The sequence below is a fragment of the Flavobacterium bernardetii genome (assembly GCF_011305415.1).
Taxonomy (GTDB): domain Bacteria; phylum Bacteroidota; class Bacteroidia; order Flavobacteriales; family Flavobacteriaceae; genus Flavobacterium; species Flavobacterium bernardetii.
Genome location: NZ_JAANOQ010000001.1, coordinates 773,612 through 791,815, shown reverse-complemented (window position 1 = coordinate 791,815; position 18,204 = coordinate 773,612). Strand labels below are relative to the sequence as shown.

The 18,204-nt window shown below is 31.0% G+C and carries 20 protein-coding genes; 13 read left to right on the top strand and 7 right to left on the bottom strand.

Annotation, left to right across the window (positions count from 1 at the left end; all coding sequences use genetic code 11):
* Nucleotides 1–29: 29 nt before the first annotated feature.
* From trpC to G6N05_RS03805, 4 genes are all read right to left on the bottom strand, one after another.
* A complete protein-coding gene (trpC, locus tag G6N05_RS03820; protein WP_166125223.1) occupies nt 30–809 on the bottom strand; it encodes an indole-3-glycerol phosphate synthase TrpC in 780 nt (259 codons plus the stop codon).
* Entirely contained in the window at nt 809–1,801 is a 993-nt protein-coding gene (trpD, locus tag G6N05_RS03815) for an anthranilate phosphoribosyltransferase (protein WP_166125222.1), read from the bottom strand. The genes trpC and trpD overlap by 1 nt, the downstream gene beginning before the upstream one ends.
* 68 nt (nt 1,802–1,869) lie before the next feature.
* Nucleotides 1,870–2,433 (bottom strand): anthranilate synthase component II, encoded by a 564-nt coding sequence (locus G6N05_RS03810; RefSeq protein WP_166125221.1) that lies wholly within the window; start codon nt 2,431–2,433, stop codon nt 1,870–1,872.
* Nucleotides 2,434–2,571: 138 nt separating this feature from the next.
* Entirely contained in the window at nt 2,572–3,969 is a 1,398-nt protein-coding gene (locus G6N05_RS03805) for an anthranilate synthase component I family protein (protein WP_166125220.1), read from the bottom strand.
* A 233-nt stretch (nt 3,970–4,202) separates the two neighbouring features.
* Between G6N05_RS03805 and G6N05_RS03800 the strand changes: the two genes are divergently transcribed.
* The 3 genes from G6N05_RS03800 to G6N05_RS03795 all read left to right on the top strand — a co-directional run bounded on the left by G6N05_RS03800 (nt 4,203) and on the right by G6N05_RS03795 (nt 6,467).
* Entirely contained in the window at nt 4,203–4,745 is a 543-nt protein-coding gene (locus tag G6N05_RS03800) for a Smr/MutS family protein (RefSeq protein ID WP_166125219.1), read from the top strand.
* 330 nt (nt 4,746–5,075) lie between these two features.
* On the top strand, nt 5,076–5,207 hold the full coding sequence (locus tag G6N05_RS15695; RefSeq protein WP_262887783.1) for a hypothetical protein: 132 nt from the start codon (nt 5,076–5,078) through the stop codon (nt 5,205–5,207).
* A 138-nt stretch (nt 5,208–5,345) separates the two neighbouring features.
* Nucleotides 5,346–6,467 (top strand): cysteine desulfurase family protein, encoded by a 1,122-nt coding sequence (locus G6N05_RS03795; protein WP_166125218.1) that lies wholly within the window; start codon nt 5,346–5,348, stop codon nt 6,465–6,467.
* 119 nt (nt 6,468–6,586) lie between these two features.
* Here G6N05_RS03795 and G6N05_RS03790 read toward each other — a convergent pair whose 3' ends face one another.
* Nucleotides 6,587–7,432 carry a DUF2911 domain-containing protein gene (locus tag G6N05_RS03790; protein ID WP_166125217.1) on the bottom strand — a complete coding sequence of 282 codons (846 nt, stop codon included), beginning with the start codon at nt 7,430–7,432 and terminating at the stop codon, nt 6,587–6,589.
* A 134-nt stretch (nt 7,433–7,566) separates the two neighbouring features.
* Between G6N05_RS03790 and G6N05_RS03785 the strand changes: the two genes are divergently transcribed.
* Entirely contained in the window at nt 7,567–8,031 is a 465-nt protein-coding gene (locus tag G6N05_RS03785) for an SRPBCC family protein (RefSeq protein WP_166125216.1), read from the top strand.
* Between the two features lies 1 nt (nt 8,032).
* The gene (locus G6N05_RS03780; RefSeq protein ID WP_166125215.1) at nt 8,033–9,322 is read left to right on the top strand and encodes a cryptochrome/photolyase family protein; all 1,290 of its coding nucleotides are present in this window, start codon (nt 8,033–8,035) and stop codon (nt 9,320–9,322) included.
* 1 nt (nt 9,323) lies between these two features.
* Here the strand turns inward: G6N05_RS03780 and G6N05_RS03775 are convergent, their stop codons facing one another.
* On the bottom strand, nt 9,324–9,974 hold the full coding sequence (locus G6N05_RS03775; RefSeq protein ID WP_166125214.1) for an HAD family hydrolase: 651 nt from the start codon (nt 9,972–9,974) through the stop codon (nt 9,324–9,326).
* Between the two features lie 89 nt (nt 9,975–10,063).
* Between G6N05_RS03775 and G6N05_RS03770 the strand changes: the two genes are divergently transcribed.
* Genes G6N05_RS03770 through G6N05_RS03760 form a run of 3 tightly spaced genes read left to right on the top strand, consistent with a single transcriptional unit; the run spans nt 10,064 to nt 11,596 of the window.
* Nucleotides 10,064–10,606 (top strand): RNA polymerase sigma factor, encoded by a 543-nt coding sequence (locus tag G6N05_RS03770; protein ID WP_166125213.1) that lies wholly within the window; start codon nt 10,064–10,066, stop codon nt 10,604–10,606.
* A 52-nt stretch (nt 10,607–10,658) separates the two neighbouring features.
* On the top strand, nt 10,659–11,117 hold the full coding sequence (locus G6N05_RS03765; RefSeq protein ID WP_166125212.1) for a hypothetical protein: 459 nt from the start codon (nt 10,659–10,661) through the stop codon (nt 11,115–11,117).
* A 29-nt stretch (nt 11,118–11,146) separates the two neighbouring features.
* The gene (locus G6N05_RS03760; protein WP_166125211.1) at nt 11,147–11,596 is read left to right on the top strand and encodes a sensor of ECF-type sigma factor; all 450 of its coding nucleotides are present in this window, start codon (nt 11,147–11,149) and stop codon (nt 11,594–11,596) included.
* 52 nt (nt 11,597–11,648) lie between these two features.
* On the opposite strand, the gene G6N05_RS03755 is transcribed toward G6N05_RS03760, so the two are convergent.
* Nucleotides 11,649–12,680 carry a sialidase family protein gene (locus tag G6N05_RS03755; protein WP_166125210.1) on the bottom strand — a complete coding sequence of 344 codons (1,032 nt, stop codon included), beginning with the start codon at nt 12,678–12,680 and terminating at the stop codon, nt 11,649–11,651.
* A gap of 118 nt (nt 12,681–12,798) precedes the next feature.
* Here G6N05_RS03755 and G6N05_RS03750 point away from each other — a divergent pair, with 118 nt between their 5' ends.
* The 5 genes from G6N05_RS03750 to G6N05_RS03730 all read left to right on the top strand — a co-directional run bounded on the left by G6N05_RS03750 (nt 12,799) and on the right by G6N05_RS03730 (nt 18,157).
* Nucleotides 12,799–14,178 (top strand): hypothetical protein, encoded by a 1,380-nt coding sequence (locus tag G6N05_RS03750; protein WP_166125209.1) that lies wholly within the window; start codon nt 12,799–12,801, stop codon nt 14,176–14,178.
* 118 nt (nt 14,179–14,296) lie between these two features.
* Nucleotides 14,297–15,514: an RsmB/NOP family class I SAM-dependent RNA methyltransferase gene (locus G6N05_RS03745; protein ID WP_166125208.1), complete on the top strand. Its 1,218-nt coding sequence runs from the start codon at nt 14,297–14,299 to the stop codon at nt 15,512–15,514.
* Between the two features lie 12 nt (nt 15,515–15,526).
* Nucleotides 15,527–16,645, top strand: coding sequence for an endonuclease (locus tag G6N05_RS03740; RefSeq protein WP_166125207.1), 1,119 nt, complete (start codon nt 15,527–15,529; stop codon nt 16,643–16,645).
* Between the two features lie 122 nt (nt 16,646–16,767).
* Nucleotides 16,768–17,376, top strand: a complete 609-nt coding sequence (locus G6N05_RS03735; protein ID WP_166125206.1) for a YkgJ family cysteine cluster protein — start codon at nt 16,768–16,770, stop codon at nt 17,374–17,376.
* 181 nt (nt 17,377–17,557) lie between these two features.
* The gene (locus tag G6N05_RS03730) at nt 17,558–18,157 is read left to right on the top strand and encodes a YkgJ family cysteine cluster protein (protein WP_166125205.1); all 600 of its coding nucleotides are present in this window, start codon (nt 17,558–17,560) and stop codon (nt 18,155–18,157) included.
* Nucleotides 18,158–18,204: the final 47 nt, after the last annotated feature.

The following is an 18,204-nucleotide window of genomic DNA, read 5'->3' as shown; positions in this document are numbered from 1 at the left end:
AATTTATATAATTTCTTTAATCTGTGTTGTTATAATTGTTTGATAAATTCACTTGCTGCTAAACCAGCATTATCCGTTTTCATAAAGTTTTCTCCGATTAAAAATCCTTGATAACCAAATTGTTGTAATTCTTTAACCGCTGCAACATTGGAAATACCACTTTCAGATATTTTTACAAATTCATTAGGAATTAGGTTTGCCAACTCTTTACTATACGATAAACTAACTTCAAAAGTTTTTAAATTTCTGTTGTTTACGCCAATCATATTTAAACTTGGCATAATCGCTTTTTGCAATTCTTCTTCATTATGCACTTCTAACAAAACTTCTAAACCTAATGATTGCGCAAATTCAGACAAATATTTAATTTCTTGTCGCGTTAAAACTGCAGCGATTAACAGAATTACATCCGCTCCATGTGCTTTAGCTTCTATTAATTGGTATTCGTCAATGATAAATTCTTTTCTTAATAAAGGAATAGTTACGGAAGCTCTCGCCAACAATAAATCGTCTAAACTTCCACCAAAATATTTCATATCTGTCAACACTGAAATTCCACAAACGCCTGCATTTTGATAGCCTTTCACTACTTCTTCTACAGTAAATGATGAATTTATAGTTTGTTTTGATGGTGATTTCCTTTTGTGTTCAGCTATAATTCCTGATGATGAATTTTGTAATAATTTGCTTAACGAATGGGTTCTAGAATTAAATAAAACCGAATTTTCTAATTGAGAAACAGGAATAATTGATTTTTTCAATTCCACTTCTCGCCTTTTGTCTGCAATGATTTTTTCTAAAATATCCATTAGTTGCTTAATTTTATAAGTGTATTTAATTTTGAAAGTGCCATTTTACTGAATAAACTTTCTTTTGCTTTTTCCAAAGAATCAGCATAACTTAATTCAGAAATAGTTTGAATGGCTAAAGCTGAATTGACTAAAACCACATTATTTTGTGGATCAGAACCCTCACCATTTAATATTTTATGGAATATTTTGGCTGAATCTTCAACTGTATCTCCACCTTTAATTTCAGAAAGTTGAATGGTTTCGAAAAGAAAATCAGCAGGTGAATTGATGGTTTCTGTTGTATTCGTAATAATTTTTACTTTATCAGTTAATGAAACTTCGTCAAAGCCTTCTAATCCGTGAAGAATGGCGTATTTTGTTTCTGTTTTTTGATATAAATACGCATACATTCTGGCCAATTCTAAACTAAAAACACCAACCATTTGAAACTTAGGAAACGATGGATTTACCATTGGTCCAAGCATATTAAAGAATGTTTTTACGCCTAATTCCTTTCTGATTGGTCCAACATTTTTCATAGCTGGATGAAATAATGGTGCATGTAAAATCGCAATATTTGCTTCTTCAATACATCGGGTTAAAATTTCTTGTTCATTTGTAAATTTCACCCCCATTTGTTCCATCACATTACTCGACCCAGAAATGGAAGAAACCCCATAATTTCCATGTTTCGCCACCTTGTAACCAGCTCCTGCGACAATAAAAGATGATAAAGTTGAAATATTAAACGTATCTTTTCCATCCCCACCTGTTCCACATAAATCGATGGTATCATATGCTGAAAAATCAACTGGAATACACAATTCTAGCAAAGCTTCGCGAAAACCTGAAAGTTCTTCAATAGTAATATTTCGCATCATATAAACCGTTAAAAATGCTGCAATTTGATGTGAATTACAATTTCCATTAGAAATTTCTATTAACGTCGATTTGGCTTCCTGTTTGGAAAGTATTTCGTGGTTTATTAATCTATTTATTATATTTTTCATTATCTTTAGGTATAAATCGTCCTACTTGATTTTTTTTACTTGATTCTTTTTACTTTTTACTTGGCTCTTTAATGACTAAGCCAATTTTCCAAGATTTTTTTTCCATGAGGCGTTAAGACACTTTCTGGATGATATTGCACACCTCGAACATCGTAAACACTATGTTTTACCGACATAATTTGTCCGTTTGCATCCGTTGATGTGATGATTAAATTTTGAGGAAAATTCTCGTTGGAAATCACCCAAGAATGATAACGACCCACTTCCATTTCATTAGGTAAATTGTTGAAAATGAAATCGTCTTCTGTTTTAGAAACTTTTGTAGCTACACCGTGATATACTTTTTCTAAATTAGTAAGTGTTCCTCCAAAAACTTCTCCAATAGCTTGTAAACCTAAACAAACTCCAAAAATACTTTTTGTTTTGGCATAGGTTTTAATCACCTCTTTAAGCAAACCTGCTTCATCAGGAATTCCTGGTCCTGGCGACAAAAGTATTTTCTCAAAAGATTCTAATTCTTTCAATTCAAATTCATCGTTTCTAAAAACAGTCACTTCTGCTCCTAAATCGTCTAAATAGTGTACTAAATTGTATGTAAAACTATCGTAATTATCTATAACTGCTATTTTCATATTCTCAATTTCAATGTCAATATCAAAATTCAATATCAACTAATTAATTATTATTTATTCAATGTCTATTACAATTTCAATTTACAATTTTTAAAACATGCATTAATTGATTTTTGCCATTGATATTGTAATTGTTATTTAAATGGTTTCAGCTAAATCTAAAGCTTTTTGCAAAGCACTTAACTTATTATATACTTCTTGTGTTTCGTTTTCTTCTGTGGAACTTTCTACAATTCCGGCGCCAGCTTGAAAATACAATTTATGATTTTTACTTAAAAAGGAACGAATCATAATCGCGTGATTGAAGTTGCCTTTAAAATCCATAAAACCGATTGCACCGCCATAAAAACTTCTGTTGGTTTGTTCCATTTCTTCAATTAATTCCATGGCACGAACTTTCGGAGCGCCTGTTAAAGTTCCTGCGGGAAATGTATTAGCTACTAAGTTCATGAAATTATTAGGATTTTTCAATTTCCCAGTCACTTTTGAAACCAAATGAATCACGTGAGAGAAAAACTGAACTTCTTTATATTTTTCTACTTTTACTTCGTTACAATTTCTGCTTAAATCGTTTCTAGCTAAATCCACTAACATAACGTGTTCGCTATTTTCTTTGGCATCTTCCGTAAGTTTTTTGGCTAATTGCGCATCCTCTTCGTCGTTACCAGTTCTTTTAAAAGTTCCAGCTATTGGATGAATTTCTGCTACATTATCTTTAATAATAATCTGTGCTTCTGGCGATGATCCAAAAATTTTATAATTTCCATAATCGAAATAAAACAAATATGGCGAAGGGTTTATACTTCTTAAAGCTCTGTAAACATTGAATTCATCACCTTTAAACTCTTGCGAAAAGCGTCTTGATAATACCAATTGAAAAACATCGCCACGCAAACAATGTTTCTTAGCTAAAGTTACGTTTCTTTTAAATTCTTCATCTGTTAAATTCGAAACCACTTCATTTTCCTTTTTAAAACTAAACGAAGCAAAACTTTTGTTTTGTAATACTTGTTCAATTTCGGCGATATTGTTTACATCATCATAAGAATGACAAAAAATATACGCTTCGTTATTAAAATGATTTATAGCGATAATATTCTGATAAACTGCGTATTGTATTAATGGAATTTCGTTTTCTGGAGATTTTTCTTTAATATTTATTTTCTCGAAATATTGAATAGCATCATAAGAAATATAACCAAAAAGACCATTATTGATAAACTTAAACGATTCCGATTCTGTTATAAATTGCTGAGAAAACTGAGCTAATTCATCCACAACATTTTTGTTTCGAATGTCTGTTTTTACGATTGTATTATCAGGATATTGTTTCGTAATCACATTATTTTCGACACTAAAATTAGCAATTGGATTGAAACAAATGAAAGAAAAACTGTTGTCATTCGCATGATAATCAGAACTTTCTAACAATAGACTATTTGGAAATTTATCTCTAATTTTCAAATAAACACTCACTGGCGTAAACGTATCAGCTAGCAGTTTTTTAGAATTGGTATGTAAAGTATATGTTTTCATCTTAATTAGTTGAGTTTAGAAAATAAAAAAAGGCTTGTCGTGAATGACAAGCCTTTTTAAAATGTATAATTTAATACAATAGAGGATTTGCTCACGACGTAAGTTGTAAGTTATTCCACCACCAAGTATTTTGAATTCTGTTTTTCATATGGTACAAATGTATATAGTTGTATTTTAATTACCAAATTAAATTTGAATTATTTATTTTTGATGCAGATTTAAATTCGAGAAAAATGAATATAGGTGATGTTGTACAAGTACTAGATGATAATTTAGAAGGTAAAGTAATTGGTTTTGAGACAGATAACAGATTAATTATAGAAACAACTGATGGTTTTGAATTAATTTATTATAAAAAAGAACTGATTCAAATTGCTTCAGATGCGCCGAAAATAAACTTTGGAGCCAATTTATCTCAGGTTTTAGCAGAAAAAGAAATTCCGAAAAAGAAAGGTTCTGTTTTAAGTAAATTGAGTAAAAAAGACCCTATGGTTTTTGAAGTCGATTTACATTTAGAAAAAATTATTACAGGTAGAAACCAAAATTTAACGAACTTCGATAAACTGAACATTCAATTAGAAGAAGCCAAACGCGCTATGGATTTTGCTATTTCTAAGCGATACAATCGTGTCGTTTTAATTCATGGAGTTGGTGATGGCGTTTTAAAAAGTGAACTAGAATATTTATTAAAACGCTACGAAAACATAGTGATTCAAGAAGCCAGTTACGGTAAATATGGATTAGGAGCTATGGAAATTTACATCAAACAAAAATAAAAAAGAATTAGAGACAAAGTGACTTGGAGAATTTGAAGATATTTTGAATGACAAGTTTACACTTTGTAAAATATAACACAAACATTAAAAAAACTTAGCGCCTTTGTGCCTTCGTGGTAAAATTAGCGACTTAATAGAATATTTATTAAAACGCTACGAAAAAATAGTAATTCAAGAAGCCAGTTATGGCAAATACGGATTAGGATCTATGGAAGTTTACATCAAAAAAAAGAATTAGAGACAAAGTGACTTGGAGAATTTGAAGATATTTTGAATGACAAGTTTACACTTTGTAAAATATAACACAAACATTAAAAAAACTTAGCGACTTTGTGCTTTCGTGGCAAAATTAGCGACTTAATAGATTATTTATTAAAACGCTACGAAAACAAAGTAATTCAAGAAGCCAGTTATGGCAAATACCGATTAGGAGCCATGAAAGTTTACATCAAACAGAAATAAAAAAGAATTAGAGACAAAGTGACTTGGAGAATTTGAAGATATTTTGACTGACAAGTTTACATTTTGTAAAATATAACACAAACATTAAAAAAACTTAGCGACTTTGTGCCTTCGTGGCAAAATTAGCGACTTAATATTATGAAAAATATATATTTAGATAACGCCGCAACCACACCTTTACGCCCAGAAGTTATTCATACTATGATTGATGTGCTACAACACGATTTTGGAAATCCATCGTCAACACACAGCTTTGGAAGAAGTTCAAAATCGATTTTAGAAACATCTCGAAAAATGATTGCGAAGCATTTAAATTGTTCTGCTCAAGAAATTATTTTTACCGCCAATGCAACAGAAGGAACCAATTGGATTTTACGCGAAATGGTTAAAAATAATGGAATTAAAAAAATCATTACTAGTAAAATTGAACATCACGCAACTTTATACACCGTTTTAAATCTGCAAAAAGAATTTGGAGTTGAAGTTGATTATATCAATATTCTACCGAATGGAAATTTAGATTTATTTGATTTCGAAAGAAAATTGAATGATGAAATCCCGACTTTAGTGACATTAATGCATGTGAATAATGAGATTGGAACTGTTTTAGATTTAAACCGAGTTACCGGAATTTGTCAAAAATATAATGCGATTTTTCATTGCGATACGGTACAATCTATTGGGAAAGTAAAAATAGATTTACAAGAAACACCTTTAGATTTTTTGGTGGCAAGTGCGCATAAATTCCATGGTCCAAAAGGAGTTGGTTTTGCTTTTATCCGAAAAAACAGAATTATGCAACCGATGTTATTTGGTGGTGAACAAGAAAAAGGTTTGCGTGCTGGTACCGAAGCTATTCATCAAATTGCGGGAATGACTAAAGCTTTTGATTTAGCAAATCTGCATTTAGTTGATGAAACAGAATATATTACGGAATTAAAGAAATATTGTGTTTCTCAGTTACAAGCAAATTTTGAAGGTTTAGTAATAAATGGAGAAAACACATTTTACAATATCCTAAATGTTTTGTTGCCTTTTTCAGAAGAAAAAACTGCTATGATTTTATTCAATTTGGATATGAAAGGCATTGCAGTTTCTAGAGGAAGTGCTTGTCAGAGTGGAAGTGTAAAGCCTTCACATGTATTAGCTGAATTTTTATCAGAAGAAAACATGAAAAAACCATCTTTAAGAATTTCTTTCAGTCATTATAATACTAAAGTAGAAATTGATGTTTTTATTGAAAGTTTAAAAACCATATAAACAAAAAAGAGGCTGTCTAAAAAGTCTCGAAAACCTTTATTCTGAAGTAAATCCAGAATTTCTAACCTTTGGTTTTCCTATTAATTAGACAGCCTTATTTTATAGTATAAAGTTACGAATTATTTTTTAGACCACAATTCGATACTATCTTTATTTTGTTTGATATAATCTTCGTTTTTTTCAGCGGTTGCTCCTGCTAAAGACAATTTTGCACTTTCAATAGCTCCTTTTTTATCTCCTAATTTAAATTGAATTAGTGATTTTAATCTGTGGTACCAAAATGGAACTTTTTCACCTGATAAAGCAATACCTTGACTGATCCAGATTAACGCTTTATTTAAGTCGGTGTTCGATTGGTAATAATATTGTGAACACGTATAATATTCATTTGCTGACGGTCCGTTCATAGTATCTTCAATAGTTTTCAACACTATTTTTTGAGTAGGAACATCAATCTTAACAGAAACCAAAGTTTTTTCCCAAGATAATTCTAAATTAGCCGCTTCAGTTGTCACATTATTAAATGAAATGGTAAAAGTTTCCACTAATCTGTTTAAACTTTCTGGTTTTGCAGAAGTTTTTAAAGCAACTTTGTCTTCTTTCCATTCTTCTGGTAATCCCCAATTTCCTGTTTCTTTGTAAAAAATAATATCCCAAGAATCAGCTTTTGGAGTTGTATATAATGCGTAAGTTCCTTGCGCTAATGGTTTTCCATCAATTATTACATCTTCTGAAAAAGTAATTGTTGTGTTTTCGTTTGCACCTGTTCTCCAATTTTTCCCATAAGGAACCAATTCACCATAAACGGCTCTTCCTTTTGCGCTAGGCCTGTGATAATCTACTCTAATTTGAGTTAAACCTACAGTTTGATCTACTTTAGAAATCGGACTCGCTTGCGGAATAGTAATTTGAGCAAATGAAATCCCAGTAATTAATAATAAACTTAAAACAATAAATCTTTTCATAAGTATCTTTTTTTTTGCTAATTTAAAGCAATTAATGATTATACAAAGTTAATAAAAATATAAATAAATTATTTTGTTTAATTTATATTAAAAAAGATTAAACAATTGTATATTTGCAATAAATAAATTTACAAATGAAAATATACAATATTCATACCAAACAGAACTTACCCATTACTAAAGAACAAGCTTGGGAGTTTTTATCAAGTCCAGAAAACTTAAAAGCAATTACTCCTGAGTATATGAGTTTTGATATTTTAAGTGGCGCTGACAGACCAATGTATGCTGGACAAATAATTCAGTACATTGTAACACCTATTTTAGGAATTAAAACCAAATGGGTTACAGAAATTACGCACGTAGTCAAAGGGGAATATTTTGTTGATGAACAACGTTTTGGACCTTATGCTTTATGGCATCACAAGCATTTCATCAAGGAAATTCCTGGTGGAGTTGAAATGGAAGATAGTATTGATTATAAAGTCCCAATGGGAATTTTAGGTCAATTGGTGCATCCTTTTCTTGTAAAACCAAAATTAAATGAGATATTTGAATACAGAAGAAAAAAATTAATTGAACTTTTTGGAGAATTTAAATAAGATGACTGTTTTTTGGTTTAGAAGAGATTTACGTTTAGAGGATAATACCGCATTATTTCACGCTTTGCAGGATAATGCAGCTGTTTTGCCTATTTTTATTTTCGATGAAACCATTTTGCAACACTTAGATAAAAATGATGCTCGTGTCACTTTTATTCACAATCAATTAGATAAAATTAATTCTGAATTAATTAAAATCAATAAATCGTTAGCGGTATTCTATGGTAAGCCACTTGAAATTTTCGAAAAGTTAATCTTAGAAAACAAAATTACTTCGGTGTATACCAATCATGATTATGAACCGTATGCCAGAAAAAGAGATGTAGCGCTAAACGAATTATTTAAAAAACAGAAAATCGAATTTAAAACGTGTAAAGATCAAGTCATTTTTGAAAAATCAGAAATTACTAAAGATGATGGTTTGCCTTATGTGGTTTATACACCGTATTCTAATAAATGGAAAGCGAAATTAAAAGAAACTAATTTAGTTATTTATCCGTCTGAAACAGTATTAGATAAAATTTCACCACATTCCTACCCTTTTTTATCATTGAATGAAATAGGTTTTGAAAAAACAACTATTCCATTACCAGAATACAATATTTCAGAAAAATTAGTTACAGAATACGAAGCCACGAGAAATTTCCCAGCTTTAAAAAACGGAACTTCTTTAATTGGTATTCATTTGCGATTTGGAACCATTAGTATTCGAAAATTAGTGCAATATGCGGTTAAATTTCAGAATGAAACCTATTTAAAAGAATTAATTTGGAGAGAATTTTTTATGCAAATTCTATGGCATTTTCCACATACTAAAACGCAAAGTTTCAAACCTAAATATGATGAAATAAAATGGGTGAATAATGAAGTTTTATTTCAAAAATGGTGTGAAGGAAAAACAGGTTATCCAATGGTTGACGCTGGAATGAGAGAATTAAATGTAACCGGACACATGCATAATCGTGTACGAATGGTAGTGGCGAGTTTCTTATGCAAACATTTATTAATCGATTGGCGTTGGGGCGAAACTTATTTCGCTTCAAAATTATTAGATTATGAACAAGCTAGCAATGTTGGAAATTGGCAATGGGCTGCAGGTTCTGGTGTAGATGCTGCGCCTTATTTCAGAATTTTTAATCCTACTGAACAAATTAAAAAATTTGACAAGGAATTAAAATACATCAAAAAATGGGTTCCTGAATTAGAAACGCCATATTATCCAAATCCAATTGTAGATCACAAAGAAGCTAGAGAAAAATGCTTACGCGTTTATAAAGAAGCGGTTGGGTAAATTATCCCAACACCTTCTCTATATCCAATTCTTCAAATCTATCAATTACGATATTGGCTAAACTATAGTCTTGTTTCTTTGTATTTACGCTTTTATATCCAACGCAAAATACTCCAGAAGCGTGTGCGGCTTTAATTCCGTTCGTACTATCTTCAATGATAATGCAATTTTCTTTAGGCGTATTTGATAATCGTACGGCTTCAATAAAAATTGCTGGATTGGGTTTCGATTGTGGAAAATCTTCACCAGAAACAATATGTGAAAAGTATTGATTCAAATTAAATCTATTAAAAACTCTTTCAATCGTTACTTTAGAAGCTGAAGAAGCTAAAACCATTTGAATACCTCTAAGGTGTAAATTTTTAATTAAATCTTCCACGCCTTCTATTAGAAATAAATCTTCTTTAGTATCAAAAGCTTCATTAAAAATAGATCTTTTTCGTTGTACTAAAGTCTCTGTGTCTGTAGTGATTCCGAAATTATCTTTAATTTTTTGAAAAACATTTTTTGTAGAATTTCCTGTAAAAGTGGCAAACATTTCTGCTGTAACTTCAATATTTAATTCTTTAAAATGTTGAAAATAAGCATAATGATGAACAGGTTCTGTATCCACAATTACACCATCCATATCAAAAATAACTGTTTGTAACATGATTTAAATTTTTTGCGAATTTAAAAAATTTACTTCGTAATTAAACCTTTTTGTATAACTTTAGTCAAATAATAAAATCCGTTGTAATTTTGCAAGAAGAGAAACTATTTATAGAAGCTTTAATTAACCCGAAAACGCAAAATAGTGCGTTTAAGCAATTGGTACAACATTATCAGAAACCCTTGTATTATCACATTAGAAATATTGTTTTAAATCATGATGACGCTGATGATGTGCTACAAAATACGTTTATTAAAGTTTTTTCGAATATCAAAAATTTCAAAGGAGAAAGTAAATTGTATTCTTGGATTTACCGAATTGCTACGAACGAATCGTTGACTTTTATTGAACAACGCGCTAAAAAACAAGGGATTTCTAATGAAGAAGTGCAACAAAAAGCCATTATGAATTTAGAATCAGATGTGTATTTTGAAGGTAATGAAATTCAATTGAAATTGCAAAAAGCCATTGCTAAATTACCTGAAAAACAGCAACTTGTTTTTAAAATGAAGTATTTTGAAGAAATGAAATATGAAAAAATGAGCGAAATACTTGATATATCAGTTGGCGGATTAAAAGCAAACTATCACCACGCGGTAAAAAAAATTGAAGAATATTTAAAAACGAATTAAACCTTTTAATAAAATTAAGGTCTAATAGATAACTGAAATAAATTCAGCACAAATGAAAACAAATTTAGATAATAATAAAATTAAAAATGGGTTTACTACCCCATCCGATTATTTCGATACTTTTTCAGATAAGTTATTCGAAAAAATTAGTGGTGAAGTAAACACAACCTTGCTTCCAGAAACGAGTGGTTTTATTGTGCCTGATAACTATTTTGAAAAAAATGAAGCGAAAATATTAAGTAAACTAAATCATTCTAAAACAAAAGTAATTCAACTAAAAGCAACACTTTATAAAGTAAGTGGAATTGCAGCTATTTTATTACTAACTATTGTTTCTCCAATGCTATATAATTCTGTTGAAACGAATAAAAATCAAATTGCAGAAATGAATTATTTAGAAATGCAATCGGAAGATTTAAGCATTTATGAAGTCGGTTCTATGTTAGATAGTGAAGATTTAGCTGAATTAGAAAATGAATTAATCTATAATGATTTAAATTCACTTAATTAAAGTATAAGTTTAGATAAAAAATAAATATTATGAAAAATAAAATTACTTATATATTCTTATTTCTATTATCCATTCAATTTGGATTTAGTCAGGAAAATGATGCTAGAAAAGAAAGAATCAAATCTTTAAAAATAGCATTCATTTCCCAGAAATTAGGACTTACTACTGAAGAAGCTGAAAAATTTTGGCCTATTTATAATAAGTACGATGGCAAAATAATGGATTTAAAAGAAGCACAGATGAAACTTCGTCATCAAAAACGAAATGGAACAGATGAAGAAGCTTTAAAGAAAATTGAAGAAGCGGAAGAAAAAGAAGCGGAAGTAATGGCTTTGAAAAAGAAAATGCGTGCTGAGCTTATTCCAGTTATATCAGCTGATAAGGTTTTAAAACTAGAAAGATTGGAACAAGAATTCCATAGAAAATTATTAGAAAAATTAAAAGACCGCAGAGGAAATCCTCCTCCGCCTAGACGATAAAAACTGATTATAAGTTTTTTATTTGAACCCAATTTAAGCCATTAATATTATTTTAATGGCTTATTTTTATTTTAGTCACTTTGTTTCTTCCTGCTAAATAAATAAACTTTTCACTACTAAATCGTAATGTGTAAAAATCAGTATCATCTATTATTTTATGCCATGTTTTACCATAATTAGAGGAATAATAAACACCTGAAGTTCCGCAAGTGAAAATTACTTTTCCATTGCTTTTTGGCATAAATTGTACACAAGAAGCATAACCAAATGCTTCATTTTCTGCAATAAGTTTCCAAGTTTTTCCACCATTTTTAGTAAAGGCTTTATTAGCGGAATTGTCTTTTTGTTGCTCATAGTTTCCACCAACAATTATTCCTTTTCTCTTATTGTAAAAATCCATTGAAAATGCGCCAGTCATGGCTTCACCTTGAATAATTGGTGTTTCAAAAACTTCCCAAGTTTTGCCTTTATCTTTACTTTTAAACAATCTCGATTTTTTTCCACCAGAAATTATAAAAATTACACCATCTACAATTTTTACATTCGTATCACTTGCAGCAAAAGCAGCTTCACCATCAACAGTCTTTGGTAGATTGGCACACGGAATTTTATTCCAAGTTTTCCCAGAATCTTCCGTTAATAATATGGATAAACAATCTTCAGTTGGATCGCCAATAATAACACCAAATTTGGTTTTAGCATCTATAAACATACTGTCATAAAATACTTTTTCACCACTTTCAGAATATAATAAGCTTGAAGCGCAACTATATCCGAATGTTGACATAGCATAAATATTTGCAGGTGTACCCGCATTTAGGAATAAAATACCGTTACTAAAATTAGACATACTTCTAAAATCAGTGATTTCTTTTTGAAGTTTTACAATTTTGGTATCCGAATCATTTTGAAAACTTACAAAACCAGCTTTTGAATTCGTTCCTCCAAACCAAACTCCATCAATTGTTGGAAAAATGGCTCTGATTGAAACTGAATCTAACACAATATCTTTGCGTTCTACAACTTTAAAAGTTGATTTACACGATATAAATACAAACGAAAAAAGCAAAACTAAAATTCTCATAACCTCCTTATTTTAGGCTAATGTACAATAAATTATAAAATTACAAAACCTAAGAAATCAACTTTGGCACAATAATTGGAATTACATTAAAAAGAAAAGTAACTTAATACTAAATATTATGAAAACACGATTATTTACTTCAGTCATAGGCTCGCTACTACTAGCCATTCCTACATTCGCACAGGATAAAACTACAGTGACTGCAAACAGCAGTGATATTAGTGATAACTTAGATTTAAAAGCTGTTGCCTCTATTTTTGGTGATGCTTCAAATTTAGAAGATTTCGAAAGAAGATTGAATGATCCAAAATCTCAAATTTCTAATTTAGATTTAAACAACGATAATCAAGTAGATTATTTACGTGTTGTGGAATCTGTTGAAGGAAGAGCACATATTGTAGTTATTCAAGCGGTATTAGAAAAAGATGTTTTTCAAGATGTAGCCACCGTTGAAATTGAAAAAGACAGTAATAATAGAGTTCAAATTCAGGTAGTTGGAGATGTTTATATGTATGGAAGTAATTATATATATGAACCAATTTATGTTCATACACCAATAATTTACACTACATTTTGGGTAAATCATTACCGTCCTTATTGTTCATCATGGTATTGGGGTTATTATCCATCATACTATTCTCACTGGTCTCCATTCCCTATTTTCAGATATAGAAACAATATTTCAATTCATATTAATTTCGGACATTCCTATAATTACGTTTCCTACAGAAGATGTCATACAGCTTACAATGCTTATTATGGCAGAAGAGGAAATGGTTACGAAATGCGTCACCCAAATCGTTCTTTTGCCCACAGAAATAGTGGTTATTCAAACAGATATGAAATGGATAACAACAGACAAATTAAAACACGTACTCCTGGAACAAGAGATCTAAATACAAATACAAGTTCTCCTAGAGGAAATTCTCCAAGAGGAAATGCAATTGCTGCAAATTCGCCAAGAGGAAATAATAATCCAAGAGTTGAAGCTACGCCTAGAGGAAATGCATCTGTAGGATCTCCAAGAGGAAATAATAATCCAAGAGTTGAAGCTACGCCAAGAGAAAATGCATCTGTAGGAACTCCAAGAGCTGAGTCTCAACCGAGAACTTATACCCCTAGAGGAAACAGTAATAATCCTAGAGTTGAAGCTACGCCTAGAGGAAATGCATCTGTAGGAACTCCAAGAGCTGAGTCTCAACCGAGAACTTATAACCCTAGAGGAAACAGTAATAATCCAAGAGTTGAAGCTACGCCAAGAGAAAATGCATCAGTAGGAACTCCAAGAGCTGAGTCTCAACCTAGAGGAAATAACAACCCAAGAGTTGAATCTGCACCAAGAGGTAATTCTCAACCAAGAATGGATGCTCCTAGAGGAAATTCACAGACTAGAATGGAATCACCAAGAAGCGGCGGTTCACAACCAAGAATGCAAGCTCCAAGAGAAAATTCACAACCGAGAGGAAACAGTGAAAGTTCTGGAAGAGGAAGAAGATAAATTAAAAGCCGACTAATCATCGGCTTTTTTGTTTTTTATTAATATTATTTGATTCAATAATCGCTTGTTGCTAGTATAAAATTACTATCTTTGCAAGCATTTTTTATTTTTAAAATACATGAGATTTCACAGAAACATTAGTTTTGCAGTAATAGACGCTTTAATGGCGATCTTCAATGAAGGAGAATATGCTGATAAAGTTGTGGCGAGAGCCTTAAAATTAGACAAAAGATGGGGAAGCAGCGATAGAAAGTTCGTAGCGGAAACCATTTACGATATTGTACGTTGGAAACGTTTATACGCAGAGATTGCTGAGATTAAAAAAGAACCCTTCGATAGAGATGGTATTTGGAGAATGTTCGCGGTTTGGGCAACGTTAAAAGGTCATACTTTACCTGATTGGAAATACTTTGAAGGTACGCCAGTTAGAAAAATAAAAGGTAAATTTGACGAATTATCAAAAGATAGAAAATTCAAAGAATCTATTCCAGATTGGATGGATGAAATTGGTGTAAAAGAATTAGGTGAAGCGGTTTGGTCTAAAGAAATTAAGGCACAAAATGAACCAGCTAAAGTAATTTTACGTACCAACACCCTTAATACTACAAAAGAAGCTTTAAAGTTAGAATTACTTAAGCTAGACATTCACACTCAAGCAATTGAAAATTATCCAGAAGCTTTAGTATTGGATGAAAGAGCGAATGTTTTTATGACAGACATTTTTAAAAACGGAATGTTTGAAGTACAAGATGCTTCTTCTCAAATGGTAGCTCATATGTTAGACATTCAGCCTGGAATGCGAGTAGTTGATACTTGTGCTGGAGCTGGTGGAAAAACACTTCATATGGCTTGTTTAATGCAAAACAAAGGGCAAATTATTGCTATGGATTTGTATGAAAGCAAACTAAAACAATTAAAAATTCGTGCCAAACGTAACGGAATTCATAATATAGAATACCGTGTAATTGATACCACTAAGGTAATTAAAAAACTTCACGGTCAAGCCGATAGAGTGCTGATTGATGCACCTTGTAGTGGATTAGGAGTTTTAAAAAGAAATCCAGATGCAAAATGGAAACTAAAACCAGAATTTATTGATAACATTCGTAAAGTTCAAGCTGAAGTTTTAGAAAGTTATGCACCAATTGTTAAGCCTGGTGGAAAACTAGTTTACGCAACTTGCAGTGTCTTACCATCTGAGAATCAGGAACAAATTGAGAAATTCTTGACAACTGAGACCGGAAAAAACTTTACCTTTGTAGAAGATAAAAAAGTATTAGCTCATGAATCTGGTTACGATGGATTTTACATGGCTTTATTAACTAGAAATAATTAATACCCCTAAATTATGAAAAAATATTTACTTTTAATATTAGTTGCTCAATTGAGTTTTGGGCAAGCAGGCGCACCAGCTGCTCCATATTACAATGGTTTTAATTGGAGTCAAACAGGAATGACATTAAAAGCATCACTATCCGCATTAACAATTAGTAAGCACAGTATTTTTTTAACTTATGCAGAAGCTGAAAACGCATTAAGGTTTACTGATTTAGATACTGATGATGCAACAAATACAAATTTGCTTTTACTTTATGGTTTTAGTAATAATATTTGTACTTATGTGAGTGAAACAGATTTTGGAATTTCGAGCGACGATAACGATCACAGAAGAAGAAATAAAAACGCAGATAGTGGCGATCAAAATTGTGCTTGGAATAGAGAGCACACCTATGCAAGAGCATTAGGAACACCAAGCTTAACAACAAACGAAGCAGATGCTGATGTGCATCACATAAGAGCAAGTGATGTAGCCAGAAATGGAATGAGAGATAATGATCGTTTTTTTGATGGCTCAGGAAATTCTTTCGAAACAGGTATTTTGTGGTATCCAGGAGACGAATGGAAAGGAGATGTGGCAAGAATGATGATGTATATGTATTTAAGATATGGTACACAATGTTTACCAACTGGTGTTTCACAATCTGGAATAACAACTGCTACAAACGATAGTAATATGGTGCAACTTTTTTTAGAATGGAATGCTGAAGACCCAGTTTCATTATATGAAGACAGAAGAAATACTTATCTTGGAAATACTTCAAACACTTATGCACAAGGAAATAGAAATCCATTTATTGACAACCCATATTTAGCAACAGTTATTTGGGGCGGTCCAGCTGCTGAAAACAGATGGCCTACAGTATTTTTATCTTCTGAAACTTTCTTAGCTGATAACGCAGTAAGCATTTACCCTAACCCAACAAATACGAATGAAGTTGAAATTTTCACAACAGAAAGTATCACTAAATTGACTTTAGTAAATATCAATGGGCAAATTATAAAAGACATTGAAAATCCAATTTTCAATCAAAATACTTACAAATTAAACAATTTACCTCAAGGTTTTTATTTCTTACAGATTTCTGCTGAAAACGGAAGTTTGACTAAAAAAATCATTGTGAATTAATTTAGTTTTCAATTTTTATTCCAAATCCCTAATTACTTTGTAGTTAGGGATTTTTTATTTTCGAAATAAACGGAATATAAACCTATTTCGGCAGTATTAAAGCGTACATTCGTAAAAAAATAATGTCCATTGAAATTAAGGTTGCCGCTGTTGAACAATTGTTTAGTCAGTTAGATGTTGAAATAAACACGTTTCAAACTGAAACCAAGTTGCATTGTAATGCAGGTTGCGGTAAATGTTGTACTAAACTCGACATAGAAGCTTCTCCTTTAGAATTTTTACCTTGGGCTTTTCATATTTTTTTAAACGGTGATGCAGATAAAGTATTAGCCGAATTAGAAATAAAATCATCCACAATTTGTTTGATTTATAACCCATTAACTTTGTTAGATAAAGTCAACGGTAGTTGTAGTAATTATCCTTATCGTGGATTAATTTGTCGATTATTTGGTTATGGTGCGACAAAAGATAAATACGGACAATTGCGTTTAGCGACTTGTTCGATTATTAAAAATGAACAAGCTGAAAATTTTGAAAATTCAACAGACTCGATAAACAAAGGACTTCCCGTTCCAATTTTCACAGATTATTACATGAATTTATCGCAAATTGACCATCATTTAGGAAATATTATTTTACCTATAAATAAAGCTTTGAAATATGCAATTGAAGAAGTTTTGCAATATTACGCCTACCGACCTTTACCAAATGGCTATAAAAATATTGCTTAGATAATTTTCTTCAATTAGAGAGATTCCTATTTATCAGATTTGTATCGAGAATAAGAAAATTTCAATAAAAACGATTCTCGATACATTTTTTGTTACGATACTCTACACAATAAACACTCGAATTGACGTTTTTAATATTTGTAAGCAATTTATTTTAAACGTAAATTCGCCAAAAAAAAGAATGTCCATAGAAAGTAAAGTCCAAGAAATTGAAGTTTTATTCAGTCGATTGGAAGAAGAATTAAAAACATTTACCGCAACCACTCAATTGTTTTGCAACGCGGGTTGTGGAAAATGTTGTACAAATCCAACTATGGAAGCTTCTCCACTTGAATTTTTACCTTGGGCATTTCATTTGTTTAAAATGGGTGAAGCTGAAAATACTCTCGAAAAATTAAACAACCACTCCAACCCAATTTGCTATAATTACAATCCCATTTCCGATTTAGATTTACATAACGGAAGTTGTAATACCTATAAATATCGAGGTTTAGTGTGTCGATTATTTGGTTATGGCGCCACTAAAGATAAATTTGCGCAACTACGATTAGCAACTTGTTCTATTATTAAAGAACAACAAACCGAAAACTACAACAAAACCAACGAAGCAATTAACAACGGTTTATCTGTTCCAATTTTCACAGATTACTATATGAATTTATCGCAAATAGATTTTCGATTAGGGAATGTTTATGTACACATCAATAAAGCGTTACAATTAGCTATTGAAGAAGTGTTACAATATTACGCTTATCGAGATTTTCCTGAGATACAGGAATAAAAAAAACCCGCAATAATTACTACTATTGCGGGTATTATATTTATAAT

Bases quoted from the DNA above. Each gene is read 5' to 3' on its own strand.
- trpC (WP_166125223.1), bottom strand. From the start codon at position 809: ATGGATATTTTAGAAAAAATCATTGCAGACAAAAGGCGAGAAGTGGAA.
- G6N05_RS03750 (WP_166125209.1), top strand. From the start codon at position 12,799: ATGAAAACACGATTATTTACTTCAGTCATAGGCTCGCTACTACTAGCC.
- G6N05_RS03735 (WP_166125206.1), top strand. From the start codon at position 16,768: ATGTCCATTGAAATTAAGGTTGCCGCTGTTGAACAATTGTTTAGTCAG.
- G6N05_RS03805 (WP_166125220.1), bottom strand. From the start codon at position 3,969: ATGAAAACATATACTTTACATACCAATTCTAAAAAACTGCTAGCTGAT.
- G6N05_RS03800 (WP_166125219.1), top strand. From the start codon at position 4,203: ATGAATATAGGTGATGTTGTACAAGTACTAGATGATAATTTAGAAGGT.
- G6N05_RS03810 (WP_166125221.1), bottom strand. From the start codon at position 2,433: ATGAAAATAGCAGTTATAGATAATTACGATAGTTTTACATACAATTTA.
- trpD (WP_166125222.1), bottom strand. From the start codon at position 1,801: ATGAAAAATATAATAAATAGATTAATAAACCACGAAATACTTTCCAAA.
- G6N05_RS03795 (WP_166125218.1), top strand. From the start codon at position 5,346: ATGAAAAATATATATTTAGATAACGCCGCAACCACACCTTTACGCCCA.
- G6N05_RS03745 (WP_166125208.1), top strand. From the start codon at position 14,297: ATGAGATTTCACAGAAACATTAGTTTTGCAGTAATAGACGCTTTAATG.
- G6N05_RS03775 (WP_166125214.1), bottom strand. From the start codon at position 9,974: ATGTTACAAACAGTTATTTTTGATATGGATGGTGTAATTGTGGATACA.
- G6N05_RS03740 (WP_166125207.1), top strand. From the start codon at position 15,527: ATGAAAAAATATTTACTTTTAATATTAGTTGCTCAATTGAGTTTTGGG.
- G6N05_RS03765 (WP_166125212.1), top strand. From the start codon at position 10,659: ATGAAAACAAATTTAGATAATAATAAAATTAAAAATGGGTTTACTACC.
- G6N05_RS03785 (WP_166125216.1), top strand. From the start codon at position 7,567: ATGAAAATATACAATATTCATACCAAACAGAACTTACCCATTACTAAA.
- G6N05_RS03760 (WP_166125211.1), top strand. From the start codon at position 11,147: ATGAAAAATAAAATTACTTATATATTCTTATTTCTATTATCCATTCAA.
- G6N05_RS03780 (WP_166125215.1), top strand. From the start codon at position 8,033: ATGACTGTTTTTTGGTTTAGAAGAGATTTACGTTTAGAGGATAATACC.
- G6N05_RS03790 (WP_166125217.1), bottom strand. From the start codon at position 7,432: ATGAAAAGATTTATTGTTTTAAGTTTATTATTAATTACTGGGATTTCA.
- G6N05_RS03730 (WP_166125205.1), top strand. From the start codon at position 17,558: ATGTCCATAGAAAGTAAAGTCCAAGAAATTGAAGTTTTATTCAGTCGA.
- G6N05_RS03755 (WP_166125210.1), bottom strand. From the start codon at position 12,680: ATGAGAATTTTAGTTTTGCTTTTTTCGTTTGTATTTATATCGTGTAAA.